This is a genomic window from Mycobacterium sp. E2699 (assembly GCF_001666745.1).
Lineage (GTDB): Bacteria > Actinomycetota > Actinomycetes > Mycobacteriales > Mycobacteriaceae > Mycobacterium.
On sequence record NZ_LZJH01000036.1, the window covers coordinates 1 to 17,373 of the forward strand.

Below are 17,373 nucleotides of genomic sequence, written 5' to 3' on the forward strand. Positions count from 1 at the left end.
GATGGGCACCGGGATCACCCCCGGGACATTGACGGTCGCCGACGGCGCCGACGGCGGACCCGGGCCCCCCGCCGCCGGCGCGGGTGCGGGCAGGATCACGACGGGCGCATCCCCACCGCCCGCGGGTCCGCTCGCAGGTCCGGGCGATACCTGCCCGGCGTCGGGAGGAGTGGCGGCCGAGGGCGGGGCCGGCGCAACTGGCGCCGGCGCGACTGGCGCCGGCGCAACCGCGCTCGGCGCCTGGGGCGACACCGAGCTGACACTGGAGTTCGGGACCACGACGGCCGGCTTCTGCTCCTTGGAGCCCGACCCGTCGAAAAACATCAGGCCGAGCCCGGCGACCGCCCCGAGCGCCGCGACCACGGCCCCCGCCACCAGGGCGTTCGTTCCTCGCGAGCGCGGCTTCGGGGTCACCGTCGTGGGCGGAAAGTCAGCAAATTCCGCGGGCGTGGACAAGGATCCGTCCTCGATCGCGGGGTCGCCCAGCGGGCTCGACGCCCAAGCCTCGGCGACGGTGAGGTCCTCGTGCGGACGGGCGGCGACGGTCAGGTCGTCGTGCGGGAGGGCGGCGAAGGTCATCGACTGGAAGTCTTCGATGGTGCTCATGGTGTGTTCCTTAACTGTGGTCGCGACCCCCGTTGGGCCGCCGTCACAGGTAGGAGCAGCCACCCCCGATGGCTCGGACACTTTTTTCAGAAATTTTTTTCTCGAGAGTGCAACTGCCGACGGGCTCACTCGCGAAATGTGTCGCCAACTGCACTTTCGCGGTCAGAAGGGATAGCCGCCGGCCCGCAGGGCTTCGCGAATCCGGGCTATGACGATGTCCGGTCGATTGCGCAGTAAGTCGGCACTGACCCGAATGATGCGCCAGCCCCTGCGCTCCAATTCAGCCGCACGGTCGATGTCGTTGGCACGAATGCGCGGGTCGGTCCAGTGCTGCGCGCCGTCGTATTCGACGCCGACGCGCCACTGCTCCCACCCCATGTCGATGCGCGCCAGCGCAGCACCCCACTCGTTATGCACCGGTATTTGGGTTTGCGGTCTGGGTAAGCCGGCGAAGATGATCGCCAGTCTGGTGCGAGTTTCCTGTGGCGATTCTGCGCCCGCGTCGACCAGAGCGAGCACTTGTCGCAGCTGTCTCACACCCCGAGCGCCACGGTGGGCGTCGATCAGCGGTTCGGTCTCTTCGACCCGAAGGCCGGTGGCCCTGGCCAACGAATCGACGGCGATGACGGCGGGAACCAGCCCGGAGCGCCTTCCCAGGTCGAACGCGGTGCGAGCTGGCGCCGTGACCGGGACGCCGTTGACGATGGTGACCTCCCCGGCCAGCAGCGACTCGTTCCGGGTGACGATCAACCGCGGCGGACGTTTGCGATCGCTTATGAGTTCCGCCGGCGCCTGGGGATCGACCCATTCCGCGCCGAGAAGTGCAGCCGCTGAATTCTCGGCCACAACCGCCTTCTTCCCCGACCACAGCCAGGCGGCCACTGCCCTGTCTTTGGCGGTCAGAGCGCCGCCACGCGGTTGGTAGACGTTGCGATAGATCCGCGTGCACGATCGTCGCAGCTCGCGTTCCGTGAATGTGCCCGCGTCCACCGCGTGCGTGCCGATGAATGGTGTTCCCTGTGCCATGGGCGCAGACTGCCATCGCCCCCCGACACAGCGCGAGAGTGCAACTGCCGACGCCGCTACTCGGGAAACGCGTCGCTAGTTGCACTTTCGCGGTCAGGCGGTCACACCTTGGCGATCGTCACCCGGACGCCGTCGCCGATCTCCGCGCCGTCGGCGGGCTCGCCGAACTCGAAGCTCGTCGCGAGGATCTCCCCGGCGATGAGGTCGGCGTGCGTGCGCGCCCAGTCGGCCCGCTCGGCGGGCACCGACATCACCACGGAGATGCGGTCGGACACGTCCAGCCCGGTCGACTTGCGCAGCTCCTGCAGCTCGCGGATCCGGTCCTTGGCCCAGCCCTCCGCCTCCAGCTCGGGGGTCACCGTGCCGTCCAGCACCACCAGCCCCGCCCCGTCGGGCAGCGCGGCGGTGTAGTCCGGGTCGGCCGCCACCAGGCGGGAGCTGTACTCGTCGGGCTGCAGCACGGCGGGGCCCGCGGTCAGGGTGCCGTCGGGGTTGACGACTCCCGCACCGGCCTTCACCGCCTTGATGGCGGCCTGCACATCCTTGCCCAGCCGCGGCCCGGCCACCCGCGCGTTGACGGTGAGCTCGAAGGAGCCGTAGGTGTCGATGGCGTCGGTGAGCTCGACGCGCTTGACGTTGAGCTCGTCGGCGATCAGGTCGACAAACGGCTCCAGCCGCCGCGGATTCTCAACCGCCACGGTCAGTTTCGGCAGCGGCAGGCGCACCCGCAGCTTCTTGGCCTTGCGCAGCGACGACGCGGCCGAGCAGACTTCCCGCACCTGGTCCATCGCGGCGACCAGATCGGGATCGGCTGGAACGGCGTCCGCGTCGGGCCAGTCGGTCAGGTGCACCGAACGCCCGGACGTCAACCCCCGCCAGATGATCTCGGTGACCGACGGGAGCAACGGCGCCGCCAACCGGGCCGTCACCTCCAGCACGGTGTGCAGGGTGTCGATGGCGTCGGCGTCTTCCTCCCAGAACCGCGAACGCGACCGTCGCACATACCAGTTCGTCAGCGCCTCGGTGAACTGGCGCAGCTGCTCGCAGGCCCCGGAGATGTCGCAGGTCTCCATCGACTCGGTCAGGTCCGCACGCAGCTCGGCCAGCTTGGCCAGGATGTAGCGGTCCAGCACATTGGTCGAATCGGTGCGCCAGGCACCGACTTTCGGCGCATACAAAGCCAGGAAGCTGTAGGCGTTCCACAAGGGCAGCAGCACCTGGCGTACGCCGTCGCGGATGCCCTGCTCGGTGACGATCAGGTTGCCGCCGCGCAGGATCGGCGAGGCCATCAGGAACCACCGCATGGCGTCGGAGCCGTCGCGGTCGAACACCTCGGAGACGTCCGGGTAGTTGCGCAGCGACTTGCTCATCTTCTGGCCGTCTGAACCCAGCACGATCCCGTGCGCCACACAGGTTTTGAACGCGGGACGGTCGAACAGCGCGGTGGCAAGCACGTGCAGCGTGTAGAACCAGCCGCGGGTCTGGCCGATGTACTCGACGATGAAGTCGCCCGGGTAGTGGGCTTCGGGCTCTCCCGCCGCCCCGCCCAAGAACCACTCGCCGTTCTCGAACGGGTAGTGCACCTGGGCGTACGGCATCGAGCCCGAGTCGAACCACACGTCGAGCACGTCGGGGATGCGCCGCATCGTGCTGCGGCCGGTGGGGTCGTCGGGGTTGGGCCGCGTCAGCTCGTCGATGTAGGGCCGGTGCAAATTGGTGGGCCGCACCCCGAAGTCGCGCTCCAGCTCGTCGAGGCTGCCGTAGACGTCGACGCGCGGGTAGGCGGGATCGTCGGACTTCCACACCGGAATTGGCGTGCCCCAGTAGCGGTTTCGCGAGATGGACCAGTCCCGGGCGCCCTGCAGCCACTTGCCGAACTGGCCGTCCTTGACGTGTTCGGGGTACCAGGTGATCTGCTGGTTGAGTTCGACCATGCGGTCCCGGAATTCGGTGACCGCGACGAACCACGACGACACCGCCCGGTAGATCAGCGGGTTGCGGCACCGCCAGCAGTGCGGATACGGGTGCTCGTACGTCTCGTGGCGGACCAGCACCGCGCCGTTCGCCGCCGCCGGGCCGGTGCCGTTCTTCAGATCCCGGATGATGTTCGGGTTGGCGTCGAAGACCCGCTGCCCCTGGTAGTCCGGGACGGTCGCGTCGAAGCGGCCTTTGGAATCCACCGGGGTCACCGGCGCGATGCCCGCCGCGTCGCAGACCGCCATGTCGTCCTCGCCGTAGGCCGGCGCCATGTGCACGATCCCGGTGCCGTCCTCGGTGGTGACGAACTCGCCCGCCAGCACCTGAAAAGCCTTGGGGCTGTCCATGAAATACGGGAACGGCGGCAGGTAGCGCATGCCCAACAGCTCGGCGCCCGAAAGCGTGCCGAGCACCTCGGGCTCTTCACCGAATTCGCGGGCATAGCCGGCCAGCCGGGCCTCGGCCAGCACGAACCGCCGCTCCCCCACCCGTACCTGCACGTAACTCACCTCGGGGTTGACGGCCACCGCAAGGTTCGACGGCAGGGTCCACGGGGTGGTGGTCCACACCAACAGGTAGGCCCCATCCAACGCCCCGCCGACCACCTTGAATCCCACGGTCAGCGCCGGGTCCTGGCGGCTCTGGTAGACGTCGTCGTCCATCCGCAATTCGTGGTTGGACAGCGGGGTTTCGTCGCGCCAGCAATACGGCAGCACCCGGTAGCCCTCGTAGGCCAGGCCCTTGTCCCACAGCTGTTTGAACGCCCAGATCACCGACTCCATGTAGGACGGATCGAGCGTCTTGTAGTCGTTGTCGAAGTCGACCCAGCGCGCCTGCCGCGTGACGTAGGCCTGCCACTCGTCGGTGTAACGCAACACCGATTCGCGGCAGGCCTCGTTGAACGCGGCGATGCCCATGTCGTCGATCTGCGATTTGTCGTTGATGCCCAGCTGGCGCTCGACTTCGAGCTCGGCGGGCAGCCCGTGGGTGTCCCAGCCGAAGCGGCGCTCCACCTTGTAGCCGCGCATGGTGCGGTAGCGCGGGACGATGTCCTTGACGTACCCGGTGAGCAGGTGGCCGTAGTGGGGCAGCCCGTTGGCGAACGGCGGCCCGTCGTAGAACACGTACTCCGGGGCGCCGTCGCGGCGGGCGATGCTGGCCCGGAAGGTGTCGTCACGGGCCCAGTAGTCGAGGACCTCCAGCTCGAGCGCCGGAAAGTCCGGCGCCCCCGGCTTCGGATACGCCTTGACGTCAGCGTTCTCGGTCACGATGTGTGTCGTCTCCTGTGGCCGTCCTGCTCTGGCCGGGGACGACGACGCGCACGGTGCGCGAGCGCCGCGGTACCACCCCGCTTGCCGCGCTGTCGCGCGACCGCTCGATGCAGGCTGTGACGGGCCTACCCGTTCGGTTCTACTGAGCCGTGCCGGCCGTTCTTCCGAAGGCTCCCCGGTGATCGCCGGATCGATGCCACTGCGTCGATTCTACGGATGCCGCACTCCAAGGGGCCACCTGGCCTCAGGCAAGACCTGCGGCCGGGTAGCCCCTCGGAGCATCGATGGTGCCCACTACGCCCGGACCTCGAGCACACCGGCCCGCCACAGGGCGGCGTACACGTGACGCACGCCAACGGCCAAGAAGTGCGCGGCGCCGTCCACCAGCGGGTCGCTGATGACGATGGTCCGGCTCTCGGCCCGGCGCACGGCCTTCTTGGGGGCGGGGGCCGGGGTCGCGTCGCGCACCACCGTCAGCTTGCGGGCGGGCGCTACGGTTACTACTTCGTCGTGCAGAACTGCGGTCATGATCGCCTCCTGGCGGGAATCCCAAACGAGCGCTGATTGGACTGACGTGTCCCATCCCGTTGTGGTTCCGATCCGAGAGTGCTTGGCCGCGAAGGCGATTGGCTAACCGCGAACTTCGCGCCGGAGGTCGGATCGGGACGGAACACTGCCCGGACTTCGATCCGGACTGTCGCTGGAACTCATACGTCCCTCACCTCCTCGACGTCACGACGCGTGCGGTTGTCCGCACGATCCACGCGCACCACAAGGAGTCCAGAAACCGGCGACCGCCGGAGATCCGCACCCCTCTCGTCAGAGCTTTGGCACTACACGACGTGTCCGATATTCCGGAAGCCACCTGGGCTCAACCCTTAAGCCGGGAGGAGCTGTCCTGACCCGGGGCGTCTTTGGACGTTCGGGGTCAGTGGCCTGTATTCGTGTAGACGCCTCACCTAACGAGGTGCATACGCGACCGATCATGCACGACGGCTATGACCCGGTCAACGCGGTGTGCGCCTTGTCACTCAATCTTTATGCGTTTATTACGCGCGCACACAGCATTCAGCCAGGGTCGGCCCGTTCCAACACCCGCGCCGCCACGAAATCGGCGCTGACCACGCGGCGGCGCCGGTCACGTATCGACCAGACCGTCGAGCCGGCCGATCGTGTCGATGAACTCCTCCACCATGTCCAGCACCACCGAGCGCACCGGGCGCACCTTGTCCAGCGAGCCGACCACCTGGCCGACGAAGTAGGTGGCCAGCTCGCGCGCCTCGGAACCGGGATGGGTGGCGGCCTGGTTGATACGCACCTGCGCGCCGGTGACGAGGGCGGTCTGCAGCGGCATGCCGAGGGGATCGGGAGTGTCCGGGCGGGCCCACTCGTCGGTCCAGGCGGTGCGCAGCATCCGCGCCGGCTTGCCGGTCATCGACCGGGATCGCACCGTGTCCGACGAGCTCGCCGCCAGGAACTTCTCCTTGACGACGGGAACCGTCTCGGCCTCTTCGGTGGTCAGCCACACCGATCCGCACCACACCCCTTCGGCGCCCAGCGCCAGGGCCGCGGCCACCTGCCGGCCGCGGGCGATCCCCCCGGCGGCCAGGACGGGAACCGGCGCGACGGCATCCACCACCTCGGGCACCAGCACCATGGTCGCCACCTCGCCGGTGTGGCCGCCGGCCTCGGTGCCCTGCGCGACGATCAGGTCGACACCCGCGGCCGCGTGCCGCCGCGCGTGGCCGGTGGTGCCCGCCAGCGCGGCCACCAGGACGTCGTGCTGGTGGGCGCGCTCGACGAGGTCGGCGGGCGGGGGCCCGAGCGCGCTGGCGATCAGCCGGATGTTGTGGGCGAAGGCGACGTCCAGCAGCGGTTCGTACCCCTTGGGCGAGATGTTGAGGCCGCCTGACGAGGCCCGGGGCTCCTCGGCGGGCGGCGCGACGCCGTAGCGGGACAGGATGTCCTCCACGAACGCGCGGTGCTCCTCGGGCAGCAGCCCACGGGCCTGTTGGGCGTCGATTCCGCCCTGCTCGGCGCCGACGTACTTGGGTGGCAGCAGCAGGTCGACCCCGTAGGGCTTGCCGCCCGTCTGCTCCTCGATCCAGGTCAGCTCGTTCTGCAGACGCTGGGGGCTGTGCGCGACAGCCCCGAGCACCCCGAACCCGCCCGCGTTGGTGACCGCGGCGACGACGTCGCGGCAGTGGCTGAAGGCGCAGATCGGAAATTCGACCCCCAGCATTTCGGCGACCCTGGTTCGCATTGCCCGACGCTAAGAGTTAGGCGACTGATAAGTCAATCGTGAGGCGACCGGCCGTCCGGCGGCCAGCTGGACACCCCCTCTTCCAACGGAACCTGGAGGCTGTGCAGGATCGACGCGACCATTCGCCACGCGCCGATCGCGGTGACGAGCTCGATGAGAACCGTTGTGTCGCCGTGTAATTCGCGCGAACAGGCGGCCCAACTGTCCGCGCTGACGGCGCCGTCGCGCAGCACGTCGTCGGTGGCCGCCAGCACCGCGCGCTCAACGGGCCCGAAGCCGTCATGCCGCTGCCAGTCGCGCACGCCGAGCATGTCGTCGGGGCTCACGCCCAACAGCGACGCCACGCGCCAGTGCTGGGTCCACTCGTAGTCGCACGCGGTGAGCCAGCCGATCCGCATGATGACGAGCTCGCGCAACCGCGGGTCCAGCGCGCCGTGCCAGAGCATGGTGGCGAGCAGGTCGTTGAGGGCGCGCGCCAGTGTCGGATGGTTCAGCAACACCTGGAAGATGCTGAGCTCGGCCATGTAGTCGGGCACCGCGGCTTCGTCGGCGGCGGCTTTGGCCTCGTCGAGCGGCAATCTGGGGACCCGGGCTTGCCCGATGGGTGCGGTCATGGTGCGAACACTCCGTGCGCTTGTGAGACACCTCACGTTCACCGGCCATCGTAGCCAGCCGCGCGTCTCGCCAGGCGGCTTTCGCCCGGCCGGAGCGCCGGCGAAAAGTCCGCAACGCCAAGGCCGAACCCCGGGGGGCATCGCACCCGGTGCCGTGCGGTGCCGGCAAACCCCGCGAGCGCTCTGGCCAACCGAATGCCTCTGGGCCCCTGTCGCATACGCCCACCACGGTCCACCGCCCGCGAATGCGGACAACCCGGCCGTCCCGCCAGATAACTGCGCCGCCCTCGGGCCAGGCGACCGTTCGGACCACCGGCATATCCCCGCGCGGGACGAATCCGCCGACTTTTAATCGGGACTTAACTTGCAATCTTAAAGATTTCAGCGATTTCCCTGCGGGCTTTCCCAATAGCCCCTACTATGGCGGGATTACGCATCCCGATGCAGCGCATCGGGGTGCCCAATTTGGTTTCCGCCGCGGCCATTCCGGGTCGGGCGACAACGTGCTGCCCCGCCGCCGCGGTGGTGACAACGCGCATGGTCTGGTTTGCCACGCAGGTCCGCACGTCGCCGGAGCAGTTGCGGCACAGCGCCTCTGGCTCGACTAGAGTTCACTGTCACGGCCAATTTTCGTGCGAAAAGTATGTGAACGCTCGGTGCCTCGAGCTTCCTGTCAGCGACGATGGGTCGGGCGTTGTTAAATTTTTGTACGTTCGCACGATTTTTCCACGCGGTTCGGGGCGAGCCGCTACGCTGCTGATCGCGCCACGTTGATAAGGCGGGCTTCGATTGCGGGGGTCGGTGGGTTGTTTGCGTGTTGCTCGCGGAGTTGCTAGCTCGCGCAAAAAAATTCGGCGAGATTTCTCGAAGCTCTGATAAGAGCGAGCAGCAGTGATAGGAACTTGTGGATAGGCAAGGAGAGGTGAAGGACAGTGGATAAGGCAGGCGTTACTCCGGTCGCCGTCATCGGGATGGCATGCCGGCTGCCCGGGGGCATCAACTCCCCTGACCTCTTTTGGGAAGCGTTGTTGCGCGGTGACGACTTTGTCAAGGAGATTCCGGCCGAGCGCTGGGACGTCGACTACTACTACGACCCCGAACCGGGTGTGCCTGGCCGTTCCGTCTGCAAGTGGGGCTCCTTCCTCGACAACGTCGGTGACTTCGACCCCGAGTTCTTCGGCATCACCGAAAAAGAAGCCACGGCCATGGACCCGCAGCACCGGCTGCTCATGGAAACCGCGTGGGAGGCCATGGAACATGCCGGCCTCACCAAGGACACCATCGCCGGGGAAACGGGCGTTTTCGTCGGATTGAATTACGGCGACTACCAATTCGTTCACGCCGCCACCGACGCCTTCGACGGACCCTACGGAAACCCGGGCACCATCTCCTGCATGGCCTCCGGGCGCGTCTCCTACGCGCTCGGCCTGCACGGCCCCGCGGTCACGATCGACACCGCCTGCTCGTCCGGCCTGTTCGCCATCCACCAGGCCTGCCGCAGCCTCAACGACGGCGAGAGCGAACTCGCGTTCGCCGGCGGCGTCAACGTGATGATGGAGCCGCGCAGGTCCGCCTCCGCGTCGGCGGGCGGCATGCTGTCGGGCACCGGGCACTGCCACGCGTTCGACGTCAAGGCCGACGGCTTCGTCTCCGGCGAGGGCTGCGTGGTCCTGTTGCTCAAGCGCCTGACCGACGCTCAGCGGGACGGCGACCGGATTCTGGGTGTGATTCGCGCCACTGCCGCCAACCAGGACGGCCACACGCCGAACATCGCGATGCCGTCGGGCGAGGCGCAGGCGGCGGTGTACCGCTCCGCCCTCGCGGCGGCGGGCGTGGATGCCGGCACCGTCGGCATGGTCGAGGCGCACGGCACCGGCACCCCCGTCGGTGACCCGATCGAATACGGCAGCCTCGCCGAGGTATACGGCATCGGCAACCCCTGCGTGCTCGGCGCCTCGAAGACCAACTTCGGGCACCTCCAGGCCGCCGCCGGCGCGCTTGGCGTGATGAAGGCGGTCCTGTCCGTCCAGCATGGTGTGGTCCCCAAGAACCTGCACTTCGAGGCGCTGCCCGACGAGATGGCCCGGATCGACACCGGATTGTTTGTGCCGCAAGAGAATACGCCGTGGCCGCTGAACGGCGGGCAGCCGCGACGCGCGGCGGTGTCGGCGTACGGCATCTCCGGCACCAACGTGCACGCCATCGTCGAGCAGGCCCCCGAGCCGCTTTCCCGCAACGGGGCGGCGACCAGGGCCCGCCGCGACGGCACGCTGCTGTTCCCGCTGTCGGCCACCTCGGCCGACGGGCTGCGGGAGACCGCCGCCCGGCTCGCCGAGTGGGTCGAGGCGCGGGCGACGGACGTGTCGGCACCGGATCTGGCCTACACGCTGGCGCGCAGGCGCGGGCACCGCTCCGTGCGCACCACGGTGCTGGCCGGCGACACCCCGGAGCTGCTGGCGGCGTTGCGCGAGGTCGCCGGCGGCGACGCCCTCTTCCAGGAAGTCGTGGGCCAGGAGCAGCGCGGCCCCGTGTGGGTGTTCTCCGGTCAGGGTTCGCAGTGGGCCACCATGGGCGCCGACCTGCTGGCCAAGGAGCCCGCGTTCGCGGCGGCCATCGCCGAGATCGAGCCGCTGATCGCCCACGAATCGGGCTTCTCGGTGACCGAGGCGCTGACCGCGCCCGAGAAGGTGACGGGCATCGACCGCGTGCAGCCCACGATCTTCGCCATGCAGGTTGCGCTGGCGACCACGATGAAGTCCTACGGGGTCTCCCCCGGTGCGGTGATCGGCCACTCGATGGGCGAGTCCGCGGCGGCCGTCGTCGCCGGGGCGCTGTCGCTCGAGGACGGCGTGCGGGTGATCTGCCGCCGCTCGCGGCTGATGACGACGATCGCCGGCTCGGGCGCGATGGCGTCGGTGGAATTGCCTGCGCAGCAAGTGCTTTCGGAACTCATGGCCCGCGGTGTCAACGACGCCGTGGTGGCGGTGGTGGCCTCGCCGCAGTCCACCGTCATCGGCGGCGCAACGAACACCGTCCGCGAGCTGGTGGAGGTGTGGGAGCAGCGCGAGGTGATGGCCCGCGAGGTGGCCGTCGACGTGGCGTCGCACTCGCCGCAGGTCGACCCGATCCTCGACGAGCTGTACGACGTGCTGGCCGAGATCGAGCCGTTGACCCCGGAGGTGCCGTACTACTCGGCCACCTCGTTCGACCCGCGCGAAGAGCCCTACTGCGACGCCAACTACTGGGTGGACAACCTGCGCCACACGGTGCGGTTCTCCGCGGCGGTGCAGGCGGCGCTGGAGGACGGCTACCGGGTCTTCGGCGAGCTGTCGCCGCACCCGCTGCTGACCCACGCGGTCGACCAGACCGCCCGCAGCCTGGACATGACGGTGGCCGCGCTCGCCGCGATGCGGCGCGAGCAGCCGCTGCCGCACGGGTTGCTCGGCTTGCTGGGTGACCTGTACAGCACGGGCGCCACGGTCGACTTCTCCGTGCTCTACCCGGCCGGCCACCTGGTGGACGCCCCGCTGGCGGCCTGGACGCACCGCTCGCTGCTGTTGAGCCGCGAGGGCCACAGCTCCCGCGCACTGGCCTCCAGCGTCGCGGTGCACCCGCTGATGGGCCAGCACGTGCGCCTGCCCGAAGAGCCGGAGCGCCACGTGTGGCAGGCCGAGATCGGCACCGCCGCGCTGCCCTGGCTGGCCGACCACCAGGTCCACGGCACCCCCACGCTGCCGGGCGCGGCCTACTGCGAGATGGCGCTGGCCGCGGCCCGCACCGTGTTCGGCGAGGCTTCCGCCGTTCGCGACGTCCGCTTCGAGCAGATGCTGATGCTCGACGAGGAGACGCAGATCAGCCTCACCGCGACCGCCGAGGCTCCCGGCGCGCTCACCTTCGCCGTGGAAACCAACGAGGACGGCGTGCAGGCACGGCGGGCGTCGGCGGTGCTCAAGGAGGCCGACCACGACGAGCGCCCCGCCGCGCTGGACATCGAGGCCCTGCTCGCGGCGCACCCGAGCAGCTTGGAGGGCAACGACCTTCGCGACGCGATGGACCTGTGCGGCATCCAGTACGGCCCCGCCTTCACCGGGCTGGCCGCCGCGCACACCGCCGAGGGAACCGGCACCACGGTGCTGGCCGAGATCGGGCTGCCGAGCGTGATCCGCACGCAGCAGACCAACTACGGCGTGCACCCGGCGCTGCTCGACGCGTGCTTCCAGTCGGTCGCGGCGCACCCGAGCGTGGCGAACGCCAGCCTGGGCGGCCTGCTCCTGCCGCTGGGCGTGCGCGAGCTGCGGGTCCACGGGTCCGTCAGCAGCGCCCGCTACTGCTACTCACGGGTGACCGCGGCGTCCGGCGGATCCGTCGAGGCCGACCTCGACATTCTGGACAAGCAGGGCACCGTGCTGCTGACCGTGCGCGGGCTGCAGATGGGCACCGGCGTCTCGCCGAGCGGCGAGCGCGCCCGGGTGATGGCCGAGCGGCTGCTGACCGTGGAATGGCAGCAGCGGCAGCTGCCCGACGTGCCCGCCACCGAGACCGGGGCCTGGCTGCTGGTCAGCACCTCCGACGCGGCCGACCTGGTCGCGACGGCGTTCACCGACGCGATGAAGCTGCACGAGGCGGACTGCACCACGCTGTCCTGGCCGTCGCGGGCCGACCACCCGGCCATCGCCGAGCGGCTGCGCGACGAGGTCGAGAAGGGCGGCTACGCCGGCGTGGTGGTGCTCACCGAGCCGAAGAACGGCAACCCGGACGACGAAAGCGCCGTGCGCGGTGGGGAATACGTCCACCACCTGGTCCGCATCGCCCGCGAGCTCCCCGAGCTTCAGGGTGAGTCGCCGCGGTTGTTCGTGGTGACCCGCAACGCCCAGAAGGTGCTGTCGGAAGACGTGCCCAACCTCGACCAGGGCGGGATGCGCGGGCTGCTGCGGGTGATCGGCTCCGAGCACCCGCACCTGCACACCACCCACATCGACGTCGACGAGCAGACCGGCGCCGAGCAGGTCGTGCGCCAGCTGCTGACAACAGGTCCCGGCGAGGACGAGACGGCCTGGCGCAACGACGAGTGGTACATCGCGCGCCTGTGCCCCACCCCGCTGCGTCCTGAAGAGCGGCAGACCACCATCGTGGATCACGAGAGCGACGGAATGCGCATGCAGATCCGCACGCCCGGCGACCTGCAGACGATGGAGTTCGCCGCGTTCGACCGGGTCCCGCCGGGTCCCGGGCAGATCGAGGTGGCGGTCACCGCGTCGAGCATCAACTTCGCCGACGTGCTCAACGCGTTCGGCCGGTACCAGAGCCTGGACAACATCCTGCCGCAGCTGGGCACGGACTTCGCCGGCGTGGTCACGGCCGTCGGGCCCGACGTCACCAACCACAAGGTGGGCGACCACGTCGGCGGCATGTCCCCCAACGGCTGCTGGGCCACGTTCGTCACCTGCGACGCGCGCCTGGCGACCACGCTGCCGGAGGGTCTGACCGACGCGGCCGCCGCCGCGGTGACCACCGCGCACGCCACCGCCTGGTACGGCCTGAACGATCTGGCCCGCATCAGGTCCGGTGACAAGGTGCTGATCCACTCCGGGACCGGCGGTGTGGGGCAGGCGGCGATCGCCATCGCCCGCGCCGCGGGCGCCGAGATCTTCGCCACGGCCGGCAGCGAGGCGCGTCGGCAGTTGTTGCGCGACATGGGAATTGAGCATGTCTACGACTCCCGCAGCGTCGAGTTCGCCGACCAGATCCGTCGCGACACCGACGGTTACGGCGTTGACATCGTGCTCAACTCCGTCACCGGCGCGGCGCAGCTGGCCGGGATCAAGCTGCTCGCTTTGGGCGGCCGGTTCGTCGAGATCGGCAAGCGCGACATCTACGGGGACACCAAGCTGGGCCTCTTCCCATTCCGTCGCAACCTCGCGTTCTGGGGCGTCGACCTCGGCCTGATGTCGGTCAGCCACCCGCAGCAGGTCAGCGAAATCCTCAGCACCGTCTACAAATTGACGGCCGAGGGCGTGCTGCCGATGCCTGAGAGCACGCACTACCCGCTGGCCGAGGCGGCCACCGCGATCCGCGTGATGAGCGCGGCCGAACACACCGGCAAGCTCATCCTGGACATCCCGCGGGCCGGGCGCAGCAGCGTGGTGCTGCCGCCGGAGCAGGCGCCGGTCTACCGCAAGGACGGCTCCTACATCATCACCGGCGGTCTCGGTGGCCTGGGCCTGTTCCTGGCCGAGAAGATGGCCGCCGCGGGCGCGGGCCGGATCGTGCTCACCTCGCGCTCCGAGCCTTCGCAGAAGGCGCTTGAAACGATCGAGCTCGTCCGAGCGATAGGTTCTGACGTGATCGTGGAGTGCGGTGACATCGCCCAGGCCGACGTCGCGCAGCGGCTGGTGGCCACGGCGACGGCCACCGGGCTGCCGCTGCGTGGCGTGCTGCACGCGGCCGCGGTGGTCGAGGACGCCACCTTGACCAACATCACCGACGAGCTGATCGACCGCGACTGGGCGCCCAAGGTGTACGGCGCGTGGAACCTGCACGAGGCCACCGCTGGCCAGTCTGAGAAAGCGGACCTGGACTGGTTCTGCCTGTTCTCCTCGGCGGCCGCACTGCTGGGCTCGCCGGGCCAGGGCGCCTACGCCGCGGCCAACAGCTGGCTGGACGCCTTCACCTACTGGCGACGCGCCCAGGGCCTGCCGGCCACGGCGATCGCCTGGGGCGCCTGGGGCGAGATCGGCCGCGGCGCCGACTTCGCGGAAGGCAGCGGCGCGGCGATCGCGCCCGACGAGGGTGCTTACGCGTTCGAGGCGCTGCTGCGCCACGACCGCGCGTACACGGGCTACAGCCCGCTGATCGGGACACCGTGGATCGCGTCCTTCGCGGAACGCAGCAAGTTCCTCGAGATGTTCAAGTCCGCGGGCGAAAAGCGTTCGGGTTCAAGCAAACTGCGCGCCGAGCTGGCTGACCTGCCGCTCGACGAGTGGCCGACCCGGCTGCGGCGTCTGCTCTCCGAGCAGATCGGGCTCATCCTGCGCCGCAACATCGATGTGGACCACCCGCTGTCCGAGTACGGCCTGGACTCGCTGGGCAACCTCGAACTGCGGACCCACATCGAGGCCCAAACGGGGGTACGCATCACCTCTGCCGACATCACCACGGTGCGGGGTTTGGCGGATCACCTGTTCCACAAGCTGGCGCCCCAGGAGGAAAACGCTGCTGCGCCCGCGTGAAAGAGGTTCCTACGTCAAAGTCGACAGCACTGCTAGGCCGGTATTAAGGAGGGAAACGTGTTCATAGGTGGAGGCTCTGAGCACGACAGCCTGCGAGTTGGCAACGCCTACGACTGGGACCCGGGCTCGGGATCGGTCGTGACGTGGGAACCCACGCCGGGCTGCGCCGCGAAGGCTCGGCAGGCGCCGGTGAGCCCGGTGCCGCCCAGCTCCATGCAGGCGGGTCACCTTCGCGGGTTCGTCGAGTTCGGGGAGCGGGGCCTCGACTATTCGCGTGCGGTCATGGGTTCCTGGGAGGTGCCCGGCCGCTGCGACATTCGCGCCATGACCTACGTCATCAACGCCCACCTTCGGCGCCACGCGACGTATCACAGCTGGTTCGAATACACCGATGAGAAGAACATCATCCGGCACACGCTGAAGAACCCCCGCGACATCAACTTCGTCGCGAAGGAATACGGCCCGATGACGCAGCTGGAGTGGCGGGACCACGTGCTGGCCACGCCCGACCCGCTGCAGTGGGACTGCTTCAGGTTCGGCGTCATTCAGTACGACGACCGCTTCGCGCTGTACGCGGTTGTCGACCACCTGCACTGCGACCCGATGCTGATCGCCGGGCTGTACGTCGAGATCGTGATGAACTACAACGCGCTGCTCGAGGGCAAGGCGCCCGTCACGCTGCCGCCGGCGGCCAGCTACGACGACTTCTGCATGCGGGAGCAGGCCTGCGTGTCGGGTATGACGCTGGAATCCCCGGAGGTGAAGAAGTGGATCGCCTTCGCCGAGGCCAACGGCGGCACCCTGCCCGACTTCCCGCTGCCGCTGGGTGACCAGTCGATCCCGTGCGGCGGGGACACCCATGTGGAGCGGCTGCTGGGCCCCGAGCAGACGGCCCAGTTCGAAGCCCTCTGCCAGCAGGCGGGAGCGCGGTTCAGCGGTGGCCTGTTCGCCTGCGCGGCCCTGGCTCAGTACGAATTGACCGGCGCGGAAACGTATTACGGGCTCACGCCGACCGACAAACGCAAGAGCCCGGCGGACTTTATGACGGTGGGCTGGTTCACCGGTGTGGTGCCCTTCACGGTTCCGGTCGACCCGAACTCGTTCGAGGACACCGCCCGCGCGGCCCAGGCGTCGTTCGACGCGAACATGGACCTGGCCAACGTGCCGTTCGACAAGGTGCTGGAGTTGGCGCCCTGGCTGCGCCGGCACGGACCCCAGTTCACCATGATGAGCTACATGGACGCGGGTCTGCCTCCCCTGTCGGGCATCGTCGCCACGGCGCTGGATGGCGTCAACGCGACGGCGTTCACCGATGGCCGGAGCCCGGCGTACATGTACTCGACGGTCTTCCGGCTGTTCGACGAGGTCTCGATCATGGTGTCCTACCCGAACAACCCGATCGCACGGGAGTCCGTGATGCGCTTCACGGAGCAGATGAAGTCCGTGTTCGAGCGGGTGGTCGCCGGCAAGCTGGCGGCGGCGCCGGTTCGCGTAGCCAGGTAGGCTCCAAAGCGCTTCATCCCGCGTGGGGATGAAGTGAAAGGCTGAGCTCCGTCGATGAAGTTCGTTCTGGCGGCCCACGGGACCCGCGGCGATGTCGAGCCCTGCGCCACCGTCGGTGCGGAGCTGCGGCGCCGTGGACACGATGTGCGAATGGCGGTGCCGCCCAACCTGGTTGACTTCGTCGAGGCCGCCGGCGTGCCCGCCGTGTGCTATGGGCCGGACACGCGGGAGCAGGTGGTGGCCGTCGCGGATTTCACCCACAACGCCTTCAAGGTGCAGAATCCGGCGCGCTTCGTCCGCGACCTGAAAGCGCTTTTCGTCGAGGGCTGGGCGGAGATGAGCCGGACGCTCACCGCGCTGGCCGACGGTGCCGACCTGTTGGTGACGGGCCAGACCTACCACGGGGTGGTCGCGAATGTCGCCGAGTACTACGACATTCCGGTCGCAGGGCTGCATCACTTCCCGGTGCGGGTCAACGGTCAGCTCGGTGTCCCCTTCCTGCCGTCACCGGCGCCCGTGGTCCGCACGACACTGACGGCCGGCTGGTGGCTGTACTCGCGCATCACCAAGGCGGAGGAGGACGCGCAACGCCGGGAACTGGGTCTCCCGCCGACGACGGTTTCGGCGTGGCAACGGATGGCCGAAGCCGGAACGCTGGAGCTGCAGGCCTACGACGAGGCGGTTTTCCCGGGGCTCGCGGCGGAATGGAATGGCAAGCGGCCCTTCGTGGGTGCGCTGACGCTGGAGTTGGGCGCGGACACCGATGACGAGGTCGCGTCCTGGATCGCCGCGGGAAAACCGCCGATTTACTTCGGTTTCGGCAGCACGCCGGTCCAGTCCCCCACGGAGACGGTGGCCATGATCGCCGACGCCTGTGCCGAGTT

The 17,373-nt window shown here is 68.9% G+C and carries 8 protein-coding genes, 1 pseudogene and 1 riboswitch; of the genes and pseudogenes, 3 read left to right on the forward strand and 6 right to left on the reverse strand.

Annotation, left to right across the window (positions count from 1 at the left end; all coding sequences use genetic code 11):
• The 6 genes and pseudogenes from A5696_RS27575 to A5696_RS05320 all read right to left on the reverse strand — a co-directional run.
• Positions 1-606, reverse strand: a pseudogene (locus A5696_RS27575) (hypothetical protein); the annotation flags it as partial.
• A gap of 162 nt (positions 607-768) precedes the next feature.
• Positions 769-1,632 carry a DUF559 domain-containing protein gene (locus tag A5696_RS05300; protein ID WP_067874526.1) on the reverse strand — a complete coding sequence of 288 codons (864 nt, stop codon included), beginning with the start codon at positions 1,630-1,632 and terminating at the stop codon, positions 769-771.
• Positions 1,633-1,733: 101 nt separating this feature from the next.
• Positions 1,734-4,877, reverse strand: a complete 3,144-nt coding sequence (gene ileS / locus A5696_RS05305) for an isoleucine--tRNA ligase (RefSeq protein WP_067874529.1) — start codon at positions 4,875-4,877, stop codon at positions 1,734-1,736.
• A 297-nt stretch (positions 4,878-5,174) separates the two neighbouring features.
• Complete coding sequence (locus tag A5696_RS05310) at positions 5,175-5,408, reverse strand: Rv1535 family protein (RefSeq protein ID WP_067874532.1); 234 nt, start codon at positions 5,406-5,408, stop codon at positions 5,175-5,177.
• Positions 5,409-5,684: 276 nt separating this feature from the next.
• Positions 5,685-5,854, reverse strand: a riboswitch (M-box (ykoK) riboswitch).
• Between the two features lie 164 nt (positions 5,855-6,018).
• On the reverse strand, positions 6,019-7,143 hold the full coding sequence (locus A5696_RS05315) for a nitronate monooxygenase family protein (RefSeq protein ID WP_067874535.1): 1,125 nt from the start codon (positions 7,141-7,143) through the stop codon (positions 6,019-6,021).
• 32 nt (positions 7,144-7,175) lie between these two features.
• The gene (locus A5696_RS05320) at positions 7,176-7,745 is read right to left on the reverse strand and encodes a carboxymuconolactone decarboxylase family protein (protein ID WP_156738260.1); all 570 of its coding nucleotides are present in this window, start codon (positions 7,743-7,745) and stop codon (positions 7,176-7,178) included.
• 944 nt (positions 7,746-8,689) lie between these two features.
• Between A5696_RS05320 and pks2 the strand changes: the two genes are divergently transcribed.
• From pks2 to A5696_RS05335, 3 genes are all read left to right on the forward strand, one after another.
• A complete protein-coding gene (pks2, locus tag A5696_RS05325) occupies positions 8,690-14,986 on the forward strand; it encodes a type I polyketide synthase (protein WP_067874541.1) in 6,297 nt (2,098 codons plus the stop codon).
• Between the two features lie 57 nt (positions 14,987-15,043).
• Entirely contained in the window at positions 15,044-16,489 is a 1,446-nt protein-coding gene (locus A5696_RS05330) for a condensation domain-containing protein (RefSeq protein ID WP_067874544.1), read from the forward strand.
• Between the two features lie 54 nt (positions 16,490-16,543).
• Positions 16,544-17,373, forward strand: an 830-nt coding sequence (locus tag A5696_RS05335) for a glycosyltransferase (RefSeq protein ID WP_197516889.1), incomplete at its 3' end; no start/stop codon positions are given.

What these genes read in the sequence shown, in the direction of transcription:
- A5696_RS05300 (WP_067874526.1), bottom strand. Translation starts at nt 1,632, where the DNA reads ATGGCACAGGGAACACCATTCATCGGCACGCACGCGGTGGACGCGGGC.
- A5696_RS05310 (WP_067874532.1), bottom strand. Translation starts at nt 5,408, where the DNA reads ATGACCGCAGTTCTGCACGACGAAGTAGTAACCGTAGCGCCCGCCCGC.
- A5696_RS05315 (WP_067874535.1), bottom strand. Translation starts at nt 7,143, where the DNA reads ATGCGAACCAGGGTCGCCGAAATGCTGGGGGTCGAATTTCCGATCTGC.